Origin of the sequence: Methylocapsa sp. S129, assembly GCF_009765995.1 — a bacterium.
In the GTDB taxonomy this organism is placed as follows: domain Bacteria; phylum Pseudomonadota; class Alphaproteobacteria; order Rhizobiales; family Beijerinckiaceae; genus Roseiarcus.
On the sequence record NZ_LMUI01000030.1, the window covers coordinates 216,364 to 233,297 of the forward strand.

Annotated in this window: 16 protein-coding genes; 6 read left to right on the top strand and 10 right to left on the bottom strand. The window is 62.0% G+C overall.

All coding sequences use genetic code 11. The features are described from left to right. The first annotated feature begins 73 nt into the window (after nucleotides 1-73). Nucleotides 74-358: a hypothetical protein gene (locus GSQ90_RS18665; RefSeq protein ID WP_158816388.1), complete on the top strand. Its 285-nt coding sequence runs from the start codon at nucleotides 74-76 to the stop codon at nucleotides 356-358. 71 nt (nucleotides 359-429) lie between these two features. Here the strand turns inward: GSQ90_RS18665 and GSQ90_RS18670 are convergent, their stop codons facing one another. From GSQ90_RS18670 to xylA, 8 genes are all read right to left on the bottom strand, one after another. Then, complete coding sequence (locus GSQ90_RS18670) at nucleotides 430-990, bottom strand: ATP-binding protein (RefSeq protein ID WP_158816389.1); 561 nt, start codon at nucleotides 988-990, stop codon at nucleotides 430-432. A gap of 107 nt (nucleotides 991-1,097) precedes the next feature. Beyond that, complete coding sequence (locus tag GSQ90_RS18675; RefSeq protein WP_158816390.1) at nucleotides 1,098-1,643, bottom strand: mismatch-specific DNA-glycosylase; 546 nt, start codon at nucleotides 1,641-1,643, stop codon at nucleotides 1,098-1,100. A gap of 43 nt (nucleotides 1,644-1,686) precedes the next feature. After that, nucleotides 1,687-2,721: an ABC transporter permease gene (locus tag GSQ90_RS18680; protein ID WP_158816391.1), complete on the bottom strand. Its 1,035-nt coding sequence runs from the start codon at nucleotides 2,719-2,721 to the stop codon at nucleotides 1,687-1,689. 8 nt (nucleotides 2,722-2,729) lie between these two features. After that, the gene (locus GSQ90_RS18685) at nucleotides 2,730-4,319 is read right to left on the bottom strand and encodes a sugar ABC transporter ATP-binding protein (protein WP_158816392.1); all 1,590 of its coding nucleotides are present in this window, start codon (nucleotides 4,317-4,319) and stop codon (nucleotides 2,730-2,732) included. Nucleotides 4,320-4,665: 346 nt separating this feature from the next. Then, nucleotides 4,666-5,610: a substrate-binding domain-containing protein gene (locus tag GSQ90_RS18690; protein ID WP_158816393.1), complete on the bottom strand. Its 945-nt coding sequence runs from the start codon at nucleotides 5,608-5,610 to the stop codon at nucleotides 4,666-4,668. Between the two features lie 156 nt (nucleotides 5,611-5,766). Continuing rightward, nucleotides 5,767-7,266 (bottom strand): phosphomannomutase/phosphoglucomutase, encoded by a 1,500-nt coding sequence (locus GSQ90_RS18695; RefSeq protein ID WP_158816394.1) that lies wholly within the window; start codon nucleotides 7,264-7,266, stop codon nucleotides 5,767-5,769. A gap of 98 nt (nucleotides 7,267-7,364) precedes the next feature. Next, entirely contained in the window at nucleotides 7,365-7,901 is a 537-nt protein-coding gene (locus GSQ90_RS18700) for a TIGR02281 family clan AA aspartic protease (RefSeq protein WP_158816395.1), read from the bottom strand. A gap of 180 nt (nucleotides 7,902-8,081) precedes the next feature. Then, nucleotides 8,082-9,392, bottom strand: a complete 1,311-nt coding sequence (gene xylA / locus GSQ90_RS18705; RefSeq protein ID WP_158816396.1) for a xylose isomerase — start codon at nucleotides 9,390-9,392, stop codon at nucleotides 8,082-8,084. A gap of 128 nt (nucleotides 9,393-9,520) precedes the next feature. On the opposite strand from xylA, the gene GSQ90_RS18710 reads away from it, so the two are divergent. Next, a complete protein-coding gene (locus tag GSQ90_RS18710) occupies nucleotides 9,521-10,780 on the top strand; it encodes a DNA methyltransferase (protein ID WP_158816397.1) in 1,260 nt (419 codons plus the stop codon). 28 nt (nucleotides 10,781-10,808) lie between these two features. Here the strand turns inward: GSQ90_RS18710 and GSQ90_RS18715 are convergent, their stop codons facing one another. Continuing rightward, the gene (locus GSQ90_RS18715; protein ID WP_158816398.1) at nucleotides 10,809-12,044 is read right to left on the bottom strand and encodes an allantoate amidohydrolase; all 1,236 of its coding nucleotides are present in this window, start codon (nucleotides 12,042-12,044) and stop codon (nucleotides 10,809-10,811) included. 13 nt (nucleotides 12,045-12,057) lie between these two features. Then, complete coding sequence (locus tag GSQ90_RS18720; protein WP_158816399.1) at nucleotides 12,058-13,308, bottom strand: urate hydroxylase PuuD; 1,251 nt, start codon at nucleotides 13,306-13,308, stop codon at nucleotides 12,058-12,060. A 139-nt stretch (nucleotides 13,309-13,447) separates the two neighbouring features. Between GSQ90_RS18720 and GSQ90_RS18725 the strand changes: the two genes are divergently transcribed. The 4 genes from GSQ90_RS18725 to GSQ90_RS18740 all read left to right on the top strand — a co-directional run bounded on the left by GSQ90_RS18725 (nucleotide 13,448) and on the right by GSQ90_RS18740 (nucleotide 16,898). Then, a complete protein-coding gene (locus tag GSQ90_RS18725) occupies nucleotides 13,448-14,392 on the top strand; it encodes a LysR family transcriptional regulator (RefSeq protein ID WP_158816400.1) in 945 nt (314 codons plus the stop codon). A 201-nt stretch (nucleotides 14,393-14,593) separates the two neighbouring features. Next, entirely contained in the window at nucleotides 14,594-15,319 is a 726-nt protein-coding gene (gene tolQ, locus GSQ90_RS18730; protein WP_158816401.1) for a protein TolQ, read from the top strand. A 27-nt stretch (nucleotides 15,320-15,346) separates the two neighbouring features. Continuing rightward, complete coding sequence (locus tag GSQ90_RS18735) at nucleotides 15,347-15,793, top strand: biopolymer transporter ExbD (RefSeq protein ID WP_158816402.1); 447 nt, start codon at nucleotides 15,347-15,349, stop codon at nucleotides 15,791-15,793. Nucleotides 15,794-15,809: 16 nt separating this feature from the next. Then, nucleotides 15,810-16,898, top strand: coding sequence for a cell envelope biogenesis protein TolA (locus GSQ90_RS18740; protein ID WP_158816403.1), 1,089 nt, complete (start codon nucleotides 15,810-15,812; stop codon nucleotides 16,896-16,898). Nucleotides 16,899-16,934 lie beyond the last annotated feature (36 nt).

Consider the following 16,934-nt stretch of genomic DNA (forward strand, 5'->3'; position numbering starts at 1 on the left):
CGGAGATTGCCGCTTAAATCACGCCATACGAGACCATGAAAACCAACGGATGATTGGGCCGACAGGAGTCAGCATGTGGCAAACAGCGGTCCTCTGCTTTTTCGCCGGATTGTTTGGCGCGAATGGCGTCCCTCATTTCGTGAAAGGGATTACGGGGGAATCCTATCCCTGCGCGTTGGGCAATTCGCCCATCCCCAATCTGATCGGCGGATGGAGCTGCTTCGTCATAGCGGTTCTACTCGCGCATTGGACGGATGTCGGGCAGTACCCTCTCATATCATTGATCGCTGTCGCCATAGGCGCGTTGCTCATCGGCCTCTTCCACGCGGTGGAGCTCGCCTTTGGGCGGAAGTCCTGAATTTCAGACGATGCGGTCGCGCCGACTCTCGAAGAGCTGGCGGGCGGAAGGTGAACTGTCGCTTTACTGAGTTACGTCTGTTCTGGTCTAGAAAATGCGCCCCGAGGATACGGGGGTTTTCCTGAAAGCTCCGCACGCGGCGGTTCGCCGTGAACGACGACGTTGAACCCTTCGTCGGGTGCGGGGGGCGTAAAATACCTCGTAAAAAGCTCGTAATCGGCTTCGCCGGTCCGGAACGGGTGTTCGCCAGCCGCATTCCGCTCCCGCAGCCGGCGCTTACAGGTCTCGTCCGAGATATCGAGATAGTGCAATTCATGGGCGACGTTTGCTTCCTCGATGATCCCACGCATCCAGCGTCGGAGCGCGACGGTATTTGCAGGAAAATCCAATACTACCGAAACGCCTGCTTTAAGCAGAGAGACGACATGCGGGCCCATGGCGTTGCGAAGCCGGCTGGAATAGCGGCGGTAGTCCGCGATGGTCTTCAACTCATCCAGGAATAGGTGGGCGCTCCAGTGATCCTCGCTGATGAGGACGGTCGCCGGGCGGGACGCCAAGCCCGCGGCGATCGTAGACTTCCCCGCAGCGATCTTCCCGCAGAGGAGATAGAGAACGGGCTTTGAGTTCGGCATCCGGCCTTGCTCCTCTTGTCGAGTCGTGGAACGAAGCTCGGACTCATCAACACGACAAAGCCTAGCCAAGGCGCTGCTTGCGAACAAGGTCAGCGCGCGCTTCAGCCTCACTCTCCTCCGCGCGCGCCTTCCGCCACCGCGCGCCACCAGCGCTCGTGTTCGCGCCAGTTCCAGTTCGCCGCCGGCGAGGGCGAGGGCAGCAACCAGATGCGCGTCGCGCCGATCGTCTCGCTCTGCTCGCCGAACTCCGCCTGGCGGCGAAGATAGCGACGGCCGGCGGTCAGGCTCGTGAAGGCGAGAATGGCGGGTTGATGCGTCAGGATGCGCAGATGCAGGGCGTCGCAGGCGAGACGGCCGAGGCTGCCCGAAGGCAGCTCCTTATCCATACCCGAAACCGTCTTAGCGATATCGGTGAGCCCGACGCCCCAGCCTGGAAGAAGGGGAAATTCGGAAGGGTCGAGCCGGCGCGGCGTCAGGCCAATCGCATGCAGCGTCGGCCAGAATTTATTCTGCGGATGCGCGTAATAATGGCCGCGCCGCGCCGACGTGGTCCCGGCAGCCGTGCCGCAAAACACGATCCTGAGACCAGGCTGCAGGAGATCGGGCAAGACGAAGGCCGGCGGCTCGGCAGTCATATCGAGGCGGGCGTCCATTCGCAGCTTTTCTCATCGCGCCAATCGCCGCCCGCTTCCTCGCTTAGATCCTGCGCCGCCTCGATTTAGCGAAAGTATCGAAGGCGACCGCCAGGACGATGATGATGCCGATGACGATCTGCTGGATATAGGACGAGACATTCATCAGCACGAGACCGTTCAGCAAGACGCCGATCAGGATCGAGCCGATGACGGTGCCAAAAATGGTCCCCGATCCGCCAAACAGGCTGGTGCCGCCGATCACCACCGACGCGATCACCGTCAGTTCATAGCCGGTGCCCGCGACGGCCTCGGCGGAGTTCAATCGCGCCGACAGCACGAAGGCGCCAAGCCCGGCGAAGAATCCCATGATGACATAGACGCTGCAGATCATCCGGTTGACGTTCAGGCCCGAAAGGCGCGCCGCCTCGGGATTGCCGCCGACCGCATAGACCTTGCGGCCGTAGCGTGTGTAGCGCAGCGCCACATGCGCGAGCGCCGCGGCGGCCAGAAAGATGATGACGGGAACCGGAACGGCAAGATCGGCTGGACCGATCTTGCCCTGCCCCCACCAGGTAAACGACGGTTCGAAACCCGATATCGGACCGCCGGCCGCAAACAGCAGAGCGGCGCCGCGAAAGGCGGACATACCGCCGAGCGTCACCACGAAAGGAGGCACCTTCAGCCGCGTGATGGCGAGACCCTGGATATAGCCACCTATTAATCCGACCGCGATCGCGGCGAGCGCCGCAAGGCCCCAACCATAGCCGATGCCGCCCTCCCCGACCGTGAACCGATCCTGCAATCCGCCCTTGGCGACCGCCGCGGCGACGAGGCCGGCGAAGGCGACGAGCGAGCCGATCGACAGGTCGATGCCCGCCGTCAGAATCACAAAAGTCATGCCGATCGCCAGCAGACCCGTGATCGACACCTGCCGCATCACGTTGAACAGGTTGATCGAGGATAGAAAGCGCGGTTGCAGCAGCGCGAACAGAATCATCAGCGCGACGAGGAAAATGAGCGGCGCGAATCTTGCGACGAAGCCAAAGAAATCGAACCCCTTGTCTTCGCCCTGCGCCAGGGCTTTCGAATCCGACATTGTGCCTCTCAGTTTATTTTCGGGCCGGCGTTGGCCGGCGTCTCGTGCAGCGTCATCATCGCCATCAGGTTTTCCTGGGTGGCGTCGGTTCGGCTGATTTCACCGGTGATCCGGCCCTCGCGCATCGTGACGATACGGTCGGAGATCGCAAGTATCTCGGGCAGTTCGGAGGAAATGACGAGCACCGCAATGCCGGTCTTGGCCATTTCGACCAGCAGATTATGCACCTCGACCTTCGAGCCGATATCGATGCCGCGCGTCGGCTCATCGACGATCAATATTTTCGGACGCAGGGCCAGCCATCGCGCGAGAACGACTTTTTGTTGATTGCCGCCCGACAAATTGCCCGCGGCCTGGTCGGGGCTCGCCATGCGTATGCTCAGCAGGCGGCGATATTGCTCGACGAGCTTGTTTTCCTTGCGCTCGTCGATGAAAAAGCCAAGGCGGCTGATCTGGTCATGCGCGGCGATCGTCACATTGGTGCGGATCGCGAGGCGCAGAAACAAAGCCTGTTTCTTGCGGTCCTCCGGAACCAGCCCGATGCCGCAATTCATCGCGTCCTGTGGGCAGGTGAAAGATACGGGCTGTCCCTCCACTATGATCGAGCCCTGGTCGAACCGGTCGGCGCCAAATATCGCGCGCGCGGTTTCCGTACGGCCGGCGCCGACCAGGCCGGCGAGCCCGAGGATTTCGCCGTGATGCAAACGCAGCGAAACGTCGATCAATTCGATCGCATGCGGATCCTGCGCCGTTCGCCGCCGCGTCAGGCCCTTGACTTCAAGCGCGATCGGCCCCGGCTCGGGGATCGGCCGGCTGCCATAAAGCGCGTCGACGTCGCGCCCGACCATCATGCGGATGATGGCGTCGACATTGGTCGCCGCGACGATCCCCGCGCCAACGAGGCGCCCATCGCGCAGCACGGTGTAGCGATCGCAGAGGCGAAACACTTCCTCAAGCCGGTGGGTGACGAAAATGATCGAAATGCCCTCGGACCGAAGCTTGCGCACGATCGTCGCAAGATTGGCGACTTCCGCTTCGCTCAGCGCCGATGTCGGCTCGTCCATGACGATGACGCGCGAACGCATCGAAAGCGCGCGCGCGATTTCGACAAGCTGCTGCTCCGCGACAGAGAGATCGCGCACCAGCGTCATGGGATCGCGCCTGAGGCCGATCTTATCGGTGATCGCCCGCGTATCGGCGGCGAGCCGCTTCCAGCTCACCAACAATCTTGAGCCCGGCTCGCGCCCGATGAAGACGTTCTCGGCGATCGACATATCAGGCGCCAGCGTGAACTCCTGATAGATGGTCACGACGCCGGCGCGCTGCGCGTCATGCGGGCTCTCGAAGCGAACCTCGTCGCCGAACAGTTCGATCCTGCCCTTATCGGCCGATTGCGCGCCCGACAGGATTTTAAGCAGCGTCGACTTGCCCGCGCCATTCTCCCCCAGCAGCGCGTGGATTTCGCCTTCGGCAATCTCCAGATCGACGCCGTCCAACGCCCTGACGCCCGGAAATTGCTTCGAGACGCCGGTCATCTTCAGAATGGGCCGCCCTGGCCCTTCGTCCGCCGGCGTTGATGGAGCTTCCGTACCCGTCATGACTGATCTCAAGGGTTGGGCTATTTCAGCGTCGTGCATCCACAAATTGAGAGGACTATGCGCGCTCCTTCCCCCCTTGCGGGGGAAGGTGGCCTTCGCGTCAGCGAAGGTCGGATGAGGGGAGTCGAGCGAAGCGAGACGGCTTTGAACCTCAGAGGTCTTTCCCCTGGAGCCGTTTTGCGAAGCCATTCTCGTCCAAGATCGATTCCTGGCAACCGCTCAAAGCCGTCTCGCTTCGCTCGACTACCCCTCATCGTCATGCTTCGCATGACACCTTCCCCCGCAAGAGGGGAAGGGTCGCGCCTTTTAGTTCGACCGATGCAGGCCACAAGTCAAAGAAGCGAAATCACTTGACCTCGTTCAAGCGCTCCGCCTCGCTCAGATTGGCCTTGGTGATCGCCACCGGCGTCAGCAAGGTGATCTGCTGATCAGGCTTTTTGCCGTTCTTGATGAAATCGACCAGGGTCTGCACGCCGAGCGAGCATTGCTTGGCCGGGAATTGCTCGACCGTCGCAGTCAGTCCGCCATCCCTGATCTGGGCGAGCGCTTCAGGCAGCGCGTCGAAGCCGATGATGACGATGCCCTTGAGGTTGCGCGCCTTGACGGCTTCCATCGCGCCGAGCGCCATATCGTCATTGCCGGCGACGATCACTTTGGGCGGCTCGGCGAGTCCGGCCAGCGCCGCTTCCGTCACCGACAGCCCGCGCGCGCGATCGAATCCGGCGGTCTGTTCGAACACGACCTTATATTTGGCGCCGGCCTTGTCGAGAACGTTATGCAGCCCCTTGTTTCGGTCGATGGCGGGGCTCGCGCCCGATTGGCCCTGCAGGTTCACGATCGTGGCGCCGTCGGGGAACAATTTGACGATCAACTCGCCCTGCGCCTCGCCGCCTTTGACATTGTCCGCGCCGATATGAGCGAGGATGCCTTTGACGGAAGGCACGCGCCGGTCGATGGTGACGACGGGCACTTTGGCGTCGATCGCTTCCTGGAGCGCCGGGGCCATCGCGTCAACTTCGTTCGGGCTCAACACAATGCCTTGCACGCCCTTGGTCAGCGCCGCTTCAATGTCCGCGGTTTGTTTGGGCGAGGAAACCTGGCCGTCGCTCTCGATGACGTTGACGCCGAGCTTGGCGCCCTCGGCTTTGAAGGCGTCCATCATGTGGACGAAGAAGGGAAAGGTCATTCCCGGCACCGAAGCCAGGATAGTCGGCTTGTCCGCGGCGAAGGCGGGAGCCGAGAGAGCGGCGGCGAGAAGGCTCGCAACGGCGATTCGACGGGTCAGGCGCATTGATGTTTCCTCCGATTTTCGTTTCTAACGTCCGGATTTTTCCGGTGAATGACGTCGCTTGAATATGCATCACCCGGGCCTGGTATACCAGCCCCTCATGAAGTCTGCCAAGCCCCTCCTGGCCCCTCCTCGCCGAAATTGCGCGGCGGGACCGCCTCAGATGGTTTGATTATAGGCGCCAACTTCGCCGTTCTCCCGCAGCACGCCGTCGACCGCCGCGAACATCTCGCGCATGCGCGCCTCCGACACCGGGCTTTCGACGACCACGACGAGCTCAGGCTTGTTGGAGGAGGCGCGAACAAGCCCCCAGGTGCCGTCCTCGACCGTCACGCGCACGCCGTTGACGGTGACGATGTCGCGGATTTTCTGACCTGTGACCAACGCGCCCTTGGCCTGCATGTCCTTGAAGCGCGCGACGACGCGATCGGCGACGGCATATTTCACCTCATCCGCGCAATAAGGCGACATCGTCGGCGAACCGAAGGTCTTGGGCAGCGCGCGATAGAGGTCGGCCATCGATTTCGTTGGATTGCGATCGAGCATGTCGAGAACCGCGATGGCGGTGACGAAACCGTCGTCATAGCCGCGCCCGATCGGCGCGTTGAAGAAAAAGTGCCCCGATTTCTCGAACCCCGCCAAAGCCTTCAAATCCCGGACGCGGCGCTTGATATGGGAATGACCGGTCTTCCAATAATCAGCCTTGACGCCGTGGGCGATGAGCACGGGATCGGTTGCGAACAGGCCGGTCGATTTGACATCGACGACGAAGGTGGCGTTGGCGTGCAGCGCCGACAAGTCGCGGGCGAGCATGACGCCGATCTTATCGGCGAATATTTCCGCGCCCTCGTTGTCGACGATGCCACAGCGGTCACCATCGCCGTCAAAGCCGAGCGCGACATCCGCGCCGGATTCGCGCACAGCCTCGGCCATCGCGTGCAGCATGTGCAGGTCTTCGGGATTAGGATTGTAGCGCGGAAAGGTATGGTCGAGCTCGCAATCGAGCGGCGCCACTTCGCAGCCGAGCGCCGACAGGATCTGCGGCGCGAAGGCGCCCGCCGTGCCATTGCCGCAGGCGGCGACCACTTTGAGCTTGCGCGACAGCTTCCGCCTCGTCGTGAGATCGGCGATATAGCGCGCGGGGAAATTCTCGACGAAGCGATAGCCGCCGCCTTCGCTGAAGCGAAACTTGCCCGATATGACAATATCGCGCAGGCGGCTCATTTCCTCAGGTCCGAATGTGACCGGGCGCTGCGCGCCCATTTTCACCCCGGTCCAGCCATTGTCGTTATGCGAGGCCGTGACCATCGCAACCGCCGCGACATCGAGGTCGAATTGCGCGAAATAGGCCATCGGCGTGATCGCGAGGCCGATGTCATGCACCTTGACCCCGGCCGCCATCAGGCCGGCGATCAGCGCATATTTGATCGATGAGGAATAACCGCGGAAATCGTGACCGACGACGATCTCGGGCTTCACGCCCATTTCATGCAGCAGCGCGCCAAGGCCCAGACCCAGCGCCTGCACGCCCATCAGGTTGATTTCTTTTTCGAACAGCCAGCGCGCGTCATATTCGCGAAAGCCTGTCGGCTTGACCATCGGGCTTGATTCATAATCATAGCTATTGGGGCGAAGCTGCGCTTTTGGAATGGGATACATGAAGGCCTCGATCGTCGCTCGGGCACGGAGTTCCCGGACGCTGCGCGCCTTCGTACAGGATTGAGCCATCAATACAAGACGCGCGCTTTGCAGGCGTCCTATTGTCGCAAGATGAGCTTGCCTGACTTCTGCTCGACGCTGGCGAGGCGCTTGAGGAAGCTCATGCCCAATAGATCGATCGCGCCGGCGCTGCGATCGGCGACCAAAGCCTTGACATCGCCCAGATAGATCGAACCGATCGTCACTTCGCGCAACGTGACCGGCGCCACGGCTGCCACGCCATTGGCGGTCTGCACGCGCCCGGTATAGTCGGAATTGAGAACCTGCAGGCCGAGCCGCGACGCGGTTTGGTAGGATATGACCACCATCGTGGCGCCGGTATCGACCAGCATTTTTACGGGAACGCCGTTGATGTCGACATCGGTCGCATATTGGCCGCCGTTGTCGGCGTCGATGGCGGCCTCGGCGGAATCGCCTGATGTCGCCGGGCTTAATGCGACATTCGCTTTGACCGGCGCGAAGTTCGCCTGAGCGGGCCTCTGGGCGCCGTTCGGGAGAAACGTCGACACAAGGTCTGGCGTTATCAAGGCGAGGAAAGAGGCGCCGATCGCCACTAGAATTGCAAAACGCAGCATGTCGCCACCGAGCCCGCGGCCATCGCCCGCATCGGATGCAGAAGGGCGCAGACTAACGCAAATACGCCAACGAGCCGTTAATTACGGCGCATAAACATGGCCATTCGGCAGGACGACCGTCGCTTAAAGCCGCGCAATCCTCCATTGCGCGAAGACTGGTAAAGCGATCGTAAGCGCGGATCAGACAAATCGATTCAGCAGATTCTCCAAAAACTCCTGCCGTCCCGATTTCGGCTTGGGATCGACGCCATCGCGCGCGACGCGGCTGGCGATTTCTTCGAGCGAGGACGGCCCCGCGAGCATGGCTTTGGCTGCCGGCGCGTCCCAACCGGAATAGCGCTCGACAAGAAAACGATCGTAGGAGCCCTCTTCGATCAGCTTGGCGGCGGCGCTCAAGGCCTGCGCGCAAACGTCGAGGCCGCCGACATGGCCGATCAGCAAATCCTGCGGGTCGATCGACTGGCGGCGCACTTTCGCATCGAAGTTGAGACCGCCCGGCGCAAGGCCGCCGCCCTTGAGGATTTGATAGAAGGCGGGGAGCAGTTCGGCCGCATTGTTAGGGAACTGATCAGTGTCCCAGCCCGATTGATAATCGTTGCGGTTGGCGTCGAGGGACCCCAACAGCCCCAACGAGACCGCCATCGCCACTTCATGTTCGAAGGAATGGCCGGCAAGGACGGCATGGCCGACTTCGATATTGAGCTTGACCTCTTTCTCGAGGCCGAAACGCTTGAGGAAGCCATAGACCGTGGCGACGTCGTAATCGTACTGGTGCTTGGTCGGCTCCTGCGGCTTGGGCTCGACAAGGATCACGCCCTTGAAGCCGATCTTATGCTTGTAGTCGATGACCAGCGAGAGGAAGCGCCCGAGCTGCTCCTGCTCGCGCTTGAGATCGGTGTTGAGCAGCGTCTCATAGCCTTCGCGGCCGCCCCAAAGCACGTAATTGGCGCCGCCAAGGCGGTGCGTGGCGTCAATCGCGTTCTTCACCTGCGCCGCCGCATAGGCGAAGACATCCGGGTCTGGATTGGTCGCCGCGCCCGCCATATAGCGGGGATGGCTGAACAGATTGGCGGTGCCCCACAGCAGCTTGACGCCGGAGGCCTTCATTTTGGCCTCGAAATATTCAGTTATCTCAGCGAGATTGCGGCCAAATTCCGCGAGACTGGCGCCTTCGGGAACGACATCCCGGTCATGGAAAGTGAAGAAGGGAACGCCGAGCAGCGCAAACATCTCGAACGCGACGTCGGCCTTCAGGCGCGCATCCTTCATCGTCTCGCCAAACCAGGGACGCTCGAATGTCGGCGCGCCGAACATGTCGGACCCGGGCCAGGCGAAATTATGCCAATAGCAGACGGCGGGGCGCAAATGCTCCGCCATGGTCTTGCCGAATACTTTCTTCTCGGCCTGATAGTGGCGATAGGCCAGCGGATTGGCGCTTTGCGCGCCCTCAAAACGGATCGGCGCAATGTCGCCGAAAAAGCCGGTGGCCATGTTTCAACTCCCTCGATCGATTCTTATGGGCCTATGCTATCGGGCGGCCAAAACCGCAATTATTTTGCAATCCGCATTTATTTCGGCGCGCGCAGGCATGTCAATAGAACTGGGATACGATCGTCGCCATGATCGATTCGACCGTTGATACGCTCCCGTTGCGCGCGGGGCCGCTTACGACCGCGCCAGACGCGAAAAATTCGGCGGCCTCGTCTTTCATAGACCTCGTCCGAAATTTTTGTGAGTTCGGACAGGCTTCTGTCGAAGCGCGAGAAGGCTCAATCGCTTATCTGGTCAACGAGTTCTGGACATCAGGGCAGCGGCGGGCCCATTCCATTCACGAAGTGAGCTACCGCGCTTGCTTCAAACCGCAGCTCCCCGAATTCTTCATCGAACGGCTGACGCGGCCAGGAGACGCTGTCTACGATCCGTTCATGGGCCGCGGCACGACGCCGCTTCAGGCCGCCCTGATGGGCCGTCGGCCCGTGGGCAACGACGTCAATCCCTTGAGCGTCTTGCTGACGCGGCCCCGGCTGAATCCGCCAGCGCTCGACAACGTCGCGCAAAGGCTCGACCAAATTCCCTGGGATTTGGGCGAAGCCGACGACGCCGACCTGCTCGCTTTCTACAGCCCGCGCACGCTGGGGCGCCTCTGCGCGCTACGCAATTGGCTTATCGAAAAAGCGCCGCTGGATGGCGTTTCGCCCTCGGTGGACGACTGGATCAGGATGGTCGCGATCAACCGGTTGACCGGCCACTCGCCGGGCTTCTTTTCCGTCTACACGCTTCCGCCGAACCAGGCGGTGTCCGCGCCTTCGCAGCGGAAAATCAATGCGAAGAGAGGACAGATCCCAACCGACCGCGACATCAAGAAACTCATTTTGAAGAAAACGGCGTCGCTGCTCAGCGATGGATCGATCAATTCGCATTTGACGTCACTCCTGACGACCAATGCGGCGCAGTCGACGCCTTCGATCAAGAGCGGTTCGATTCAACTGGTCGTCACCTCGCCGCCCTTTCTCGACATCGTGCAATATGCCGAGGACAATTGGCTCAGAAGCTGGTTCGCCGGCATCGATGTCGCCAGCGTCGCCATCGCGCATCACCGAACGGAAGCAAGCTGGCAAAATATGGTCAGGGACACGTTGGTCGAACTGGCGCGCGTCGTGGCGCGCGGCGGCCATGTCGCCTTTGAGGTCGGCGAAGTCCGCGGCGGCAAAGTCCTTCTCGAACGTCTGGTCTGGGAGGCTGCGGAAGGGCTGCCGTTCGACCGGCTTTTCGTGATGGTGAACCAGCAAGAATTCACCAAGACAGCGAACTGCTGGGGCGTTCGGAACAACGCCAAAGGGACCAACACCAATAGGATTGTCGTCTTGCGGCGGCAGTGAATTTGATTGTCCGGTTGACTTGCAACCGTCAGGTCGCCGCCTTGAACCCGCGCACAAACTCCATCAGCGCCGCAAATCCGATCTCGCAATCCTCCACCGTGATCGACTCCAGCGGGTTATGACTGACGCCGCCCTTGCAGCGCACGAACAGCATGCCGGCCGGGCAGAGCTGTCCCATGATCATCGTATCATGCCCGGCGCCGGACGGCAGCAGCCGCGCGGGCTTGCCAATGCGCTCGACCGCCGCCTTGAGGCCGGCCACGATCCGCGGATCGCAGATATAGGCGCCGGCCTCATGCGTATGCACCGAGATCAGTTCGACATTGCGCGCCTTGGCGATTGCGATGAGCTGTTTGTCGATGTCATTGACGGCGCGCTGGCGCTGCGCGTCGCGCGGCGCCCGCATGTCGATGGTGAATCGCGCTTCGCCGGGAATGACGTTAACGGCCCCCGGTTCGACTTCGAGACGCCCAACGGTGGCGACAAGATCGTTCTCGCTACGCGCGCGCGCCTCGATCATCAGAATCATTTCGGCGGCGGCGGTGAGCGCGTCCTGGCGCAGATTCATCGGCGTCGCGCCGGCATGGCCGGCAAGCCCGCGCAAAGTGCAGTGAAAACGCGTCGCGCCATTGATCGCGGTGACGATGCCGACCGGCAGGTTCTCCGCTTCCAGCACCGGACCCTGCTCGATATGCAGCTCGACGAAAGCCGCGACATTGCGCCCGCGCAGCGTCGCCACCGCTTCCGGCTCGCAGCCAAAATTCGTGAGCGCCTCGCGCATCGAGATGCCGTCAGCGTCTTTCTGGTCGAGCGAGGAGCGCGCGAACAGTCCCGCGAAGGCGCGCGAGCCCGTGAGCGTTGTGGGAAAGCGCACGCCTTCCTCATCGCCGAAAGCGACGATCTCAACCGCGATATCCAGCCGCTCGCCCTTTTTTGCGAGTTCCTCGACCACGGCCAAAGCGGCGAGCGCGCCCAGATTGCCGTCATACTTTCCCGCGTCGCGCACAGTGTCGATGTGCGAACCGATCATCAACGCCGGGGCGCCGGGCTGCTTGCCCTCATAACGCGCCCAAACATTGCCCGAAGCGTCGATCCCGGCGGCTAGGCCGATTTCGCGACACCAGGCGACATATTGCTGCGCGGCCTGCCGATGCGCGTTGGAGAGATACAGCCGCGTCAGGCGGCCTTCCTCGTCGCTGAAGCGCGCGAATTCATCGAGCCGCGCCATCAATTTGCGGCCAGGACTCGCAATGTCGTCGTTCATATTCCGGGCCTTCTCACTTCTGCGCGACTTTGTCGCCGGCTAGCCATTTGGCGAGGACCGCGCGCTCCTGCGGCGTCATTTCGGTAATGTTGTTGGGCGGCATGGCGTGGGTCATGACGGCCTGGGCGCGGATCGCCGGAGCGAATTTGGCGATATGTTCGGGCGTGTCGAGAAGGACGCCCTTGGGCGCCTCGCCGATACCCTCGAACACAGGTTCCGGCGCATGGCACATCGCGCAGCGCGTCGAGACGACATTGACCACATCCGCGGGCGCCTTGGGCAAGTTTGCCGAGGCCATCGAGGCAGGCGGCGCGGGGCCGAGGCCAATGACGTCGCGCATGCCAGGCGAAGCGGCCATGCACACCCAGAACGCCGCCCAGATCGCGGCGGCTGCGACGAACCACGCCCACCACGGCGCCTTGTCGTGATCGCCGTGCCACATATTGTAGAAATAGCGCACCAGCGCGCCCGCGATGATGACCAGCGTCACCAGGGCCGGAATGATGCGCGCATTGGAATAAGTCACGGGATAATGGTTCGACAGCATCATGAACAGCACGGGCAGCGTGATGTAATTGTTGTGCGTCGAACGCTGCTTGGATTCCTTGCCCCATTTGGGATCGGGCGTCTGGCCCGCGATCAGCGCGGCGACCGATTTGCGCTGATTGGGCATGATGATGAAAAAGACATTGGCGGTCATCATCGTCGCCATCAGCGCGCCGGTATGGATCAGCGCGCCACGGCCCGAGAAAAGCAGCGTAAAGACATAAGAGGTCAGCACGACATAGCCGAAGCCGACCAAAGCCAGCAGGGAATCGTTCTTAGCGACGGGCGACTTGCACAAGAGATCGTAGACGATCCAGCCGAGCGCAAGCGCGACGATGCCGACGATCGCCGCCTGCCAAGGCGCGAGCGGCATGACGGCGGGATCGATGAGGAAGAACGTCGACTGCCCATAATAGACCCAGCACAGAAGGCTGAAGCCGGAAATCCAGGTCCAGTACGATTGCCATTTGTGCCAGGTGAGATGGTCGGGCATCACGGCGGGGGCGAGCGTATATTTGCTCATTTCGTAGAAGCCGCCGCCGTGCACCTGCCACGACACGCCATAGACCCCGGGCTGCATATTCTTCTGTTTGCGCAGCGAAGCGTCGAGATGCATGAACATGAACGACGAGCCGATCCAGGCGATCGCGGTCGTCACATGCAGCCAGCGCAGCAGCATCGACCCCCATTCCAAGAAATAGGGGAACCAGGCTTCCATCGACCCCTCCGCGTTGCCCGGACCAATCGCGCCGCAGCACCCGCGGCGACACAGCATCGGGGCACGATAGCGCTTTCAACAAGAACTTGCCCATGCCCGTTCTCAGGAATATCTTTCGAGAAAATCGGATAATGGCCCCATGATTTCTCTGGAAAATGTCCGTATCTTCATGCGGGCGGTCGAAACGGGCTCTTTTTCGGCCGCCGGGCGCAAGCTTCGGCTTTCTCCATCGGTGGTCAGCTATCGCATCCAGCTTCTCGAAGATCATCTCAACAGCCGTCTGCTGACGCGCACGACGCGCAGCATGAGCCTGACCGAGGCGGGCCGCGTCTTCTTCGACCATTGTCTCGAAGTGGTCGAGGCGGTCGAGCGCGCCGAAGCGAGCGTCGCGACGGAGGGCGGCGCCTCGCCGCGCGGCAATCTTCATGTGACGACGCCGCTGGGCCTCGGGCGTCGCGTCATCGCCCCGATGCTGGCTCGATACCGCACCCTCCAGCCGCAAACGGAAGTGCGTCTGCGCCTGTCCGACCACCTGCTCGATCTTGTCCAGGAAGGCGTCGATGTCGCCATCAGGCTCGCCCGGATGGAGGATTCGAGCTTCACCTTGCGCAAGATCGCCGACGTCCGGCGATTGCTCTGCGCCTCGCCGGCCTACCTCGCCAAGCGCGGAGCGCCTACGGTCCCCCAGGATCTGGCGGCCCATGATTGCCTGCTGCTGCGCTTTCCCGGCTCGCAGCAATTTCGCTGGACGCTCGACTTTCGCAGCGAGGCGGTGACGATCCCGGTTACGGGACCGCTCGACGCCGATGACGGCGACGTGCTGACGCAATGGGCCGTGGACGGGCTCGGCATCATCCTGAAGCCGCTTTTCGAAGTCGCCCATCTCATCGCGGGCGGACAGCTCGTCGAGGTTCTGCCAGGCGCGCCGCCGCTCCCCGTCACGCTGGGCGTTCTCTATCCGACGCGCCGGATGCTGCCGCCGCGCACCAAGAGCTTCATCGACCTTTCGGTTGAGGAAATGCGCCGCCATCTGACCAGCCAATTGGCGATTTTGGGGCCGCAAAAACAAACGGTCCCAGCATAAAAGCCGGCAAACGTGCGGCGCTAAAGCTTTGTTAACCCTATGAAGGGCTTAACTTCGGCGTGAAAAGTCTAGACGTCGTTCGAGCGCCGCGGCCCAAGTTTCGGCCCAATTGCAGAGCAGACCCCCTTCTAACAGCCAAAAAAGCGGGACGGCGCGCCTGACTCTCCCAAAATACTTCCCACAAAGCGAGGTTTGCCGAGCATGAATCCCGCCGATGTCGCCGCCCAGGCGGCCGCCAGCCCCGATACGACGCTACTATCGATGTTCTGGTCCGCCCATATCGTCGTCAAATTCGTGATGATCGGGCTCTTGGCCTCCTCATTCTGGTGCTGGACGATCATCGTCAACAAGACCTTGCTCTTCGCGCGGTTCAAACGCTCGATGGATGGCTTCGAACAGGTCTTTTGGTCCGGCCAGTCGCTTGAGGAATTGTACGGACAGCTCTCGACGCAGAATAATACCGGCGTCGCCAGCCTGTTCGTATCGGCCATGCGCGAATGGAAGCGTTCCTTCCAGAACGCGGCCTCATCGTTCATGGGCCTCCATGCGCGCCTTGAGAAAGTGCTCGACGTGTCGATCGCGCGCGAAGTCGAGCGGCTGGAATCGAATCTGCTGTTTCTGGCGACCGTCGCCTCGGCCGGCCCGTTCGTCGGCCTGTTCGGCACGGTCTGGGGCATTATGACGGCGTTTCGCTCGATCGCGGCTTCGAAAAACACGTCGCTCGCTGTGGTCGCGCCCGGCATCGCCGAAGCGCTGCTCGCTACCGCCATCGGTCTTTTCGCCGCCATTCCTGCGCTCATCGCCTATAACAAGCTGCAGGGCGATGTCGCCAAAGCGCAGGCGCGCATGGAAAGCTTCGCCGACGAATTCTCCTCCATCCTGTCGCGGCAGATCGACCAGCATTTGTCGAACGACAAGGCGGCCTGAGGCCAGCCAAACCGCAGGAGGCGAAATATGGGCATGTCGATGGCCGCGGGACGCAAGGGCGGGCGACGTCGTCGCGGCGTGCCGCGCTATGGCGCGATGGCCGACATCAATATGACGCCTTTCATCGACATCATGTTGGTGTTGCTGATCATTTTCATGGTGGCGGCTCCTTTGCTGGCGACCGGCGTCGCCGTCGACCTGCCGCAGACCAAGGCGGGACCCCTGAATATCGACCAGAAGCCGATTTCGATCGCCATCAACGATCAAGGCCAGTTGTTTCTGATGGACGCGCCGGTCGCCAACGAGGATCTCATCGCCAAACTGCAGGGCATCGCCAAGGACGGTTTTGACGAACGCATCTATTTGCGCGCCGACAAGGGCATTCTCTATGGACGCGTCGCCGAGGTCATGGCGTCGCTGACAGCGGCCGGCTATAAAAAGGTCGCCCTGGTGACCGAGACCGACAAGCACTAAGCGGGGCTTTCAAGAGGTGGACGACCAGCCGTCGAAATCGGGCATTATCGTTTCGGGCGCGCTCCATGCGGCGCTGCTCGGCGCGATTCTTGTCGGCTTCGCCGAGGCGCCCAAATTCGACGACGCGGCCGAGTCTTTCCCCGTCGATACGATCACGCAATCGCAGTTCAACGAAATCATGAAAGGCGAGCACAACGGCAAACCGGTCAAGGCGCCCGTCGAAAAACCGACGCCCAAACCTGTCGAGGCGACCGCGCCAAGTCCGCCGGCCGAACCGGCGAAGATAGACCCGCCGGTCCTCAAGCATATTGACGAGCCCGGCGAGGACGCCACGCCGACGCCGCCGCCCAAACCGGCGGCCGAGACGCCGCCCCCGCCTCCGCCGCCGCCCCAGCGGGAAGCCGCCGCGCCGCCGCCGCCTCCTCCGCCGGACGACGCCGAAATCGACCGGGCCAAGCCGAAGATCGACCCAAAGGCGGCGCCGACGCCGCCCGCGCCGCCGAACCGGCCGAAGGTCGTCGAGAAGCCGCCGGAAAAGCCGAAGGATCCGACGCCAGACAGGACGAAAGCGGATAATGTCGCCAAATTCCTGGAGAAGATGAAGGCCGAAGATGAGCAAAAGCCGCCGTCGAAGCCAAAATCTGGCGACGCAGCCGTCGATCCGCCGCATCAGGCCTACGACCCCAACGCTATCGCCAAACTGATCGGCCAGGCCAAGCCGGCGCCAAACCACCAGGTCGCCAGCCTGACGCCGCTGGGCTCGCCGACGCAGAACGCGCCGCGCATGTCGCCATCGCTGTCCGCTTCGCTGGACGGCTGGCTGCAGGAGGCTTACCTCAATTGCTGGACGCAACCGCCGACCATGCCCGAAGGCACAAAATATGTTGCGCAGGTCCGCGTTTCCTTCAATCCCGACGGCTCACTCTCCGCGCAGCCGCAGCTCGTCAATCCGCCTTCCGACCCGGCCTGGCGCGCCTATGCGGAAAGTTCGATGCGCGCGGTGCTGAAATGCAACCCACTGCGCGTTCCGCCTCAATATGTCCCCTATTTCGAGCAATGGAGGGTCAAGACCGTGCATTTCGATCCCCAAGATGCGCAAGGATAAAAACGCTCGGAGACGACCGACGCTTGCGCGTCACGT

Excerpts from the sequence above, each read along its gene's own strand:
- GSQ90_RS18665 (WP_158816388.1), top strand. The coding sequence starts at position 74 with ATGTGGCAAACAGCGGTCCTCTGCTTTTTCGCCGGATTGTTTGGCGCG.
- GSQ90_RS18670 (WP_158816389.1), bottom strand. The coding sequence starts at position 990 with ATGCCGAACTCAAAGCCCGTTCTCTATCTCCTCTGCGGGAAGATCGCT.
- GSQ90_RS18675 (WP_158816390.1), bottom strand. The coding sequence starts at position 1,643 with ATGGACGCCCGCCTCGATATGACTGCCGAGCCGCCGGCCTTCGTCTTG.
- GSQ90_RS18680 (WP_158816391.1), bottom strand. The coding sequence starts at position 2,721 with ATGTCGGATTCGAAAGCCCTGGCGCAGGGCGAAGACAAGGGGTTCGAT.
- GSQ90_RS18685 (WP_158816392.1), bottom strand. The coding sequence starts at position 4,319 with ATGACGGGTACGGAAGCTCCATCAACGCCGGCGGACGAAGGGCCAGGG.
- GSQ90_RS18690 (WP_158816393.1), bottom strand. The coding sequence starts at position 5,610 with ATGCGCCTGACCCGTCGAATCGCCGTTGCGAGCCTTCTCGCCGCCGCT.
- GSQ90_RS18695 (WP_158816394.1), bottom strand. The coding sequence starts at position 7,266 with ATGTATCCCATTCCAAAAGCGCAGCTTCGCCCCAATAGCTATGATTAT.
- GSQ90_RS18700 (WP_158816395.1), bottom strand. The coding sequence starts at position 7,901 with ATGCTGCGTTTTGCAATTCTAGTGGCGATCGGCGCCTCTTTCCTCGCC.
- xylA (WP_158816396.1), bottom strand. The coding sequence starts at position 9,392 with ATGGCCACCGGCTTTTTCGGCGACATTGCGCCGATCCGTTTTGAGGGC.
- GSQ90_RS18710 (WP_158816397.1), top strand. The coding sequence starts at position 9,521 with ATGATCGATTCGACCGTTGATACGCTCCCGTTGCGCGCGGGGCCGCTT.
- GSQ90_RS18715 (WP_158816398.1), bottom strand. The coding sequence starts at position 12,044 with ATGAACGACGACATTGCGAGTCCTGGCCGCAAATTGATGGCGCGGCTC.
- GSQ90_RS18720 (WP_158816399.1), bottom strand. The coding sequence starts at position 13,308 with ATGGAAGCCTGGTTCCCCTATTTCTTGGAATGGGGGTCGATGCTGCTG.
- GSQ90_RS18725 (WP_158816400.1), top strand. The coding sequence starts at position 13,448 with ATGATTTCTCTGGAAAATGTCCGTATCTTCATGCGGGCGGTCGAAACG.
- tolQ (WP_158816401.1), top strand. The coding sequence starts at position 14,594 with ATGAATCCCGCCGATGTCGCCGCCCAGGCGGCCGCCAGCCCCGATACG.
- GSQ90_RS18735 (WP_158816402.1), top strand. The coding sequence starts at position 15,347 with ATGGGCATGTCGATGGCCGCGGGACGCAAGGGCGGGCGACGTCGTCGC.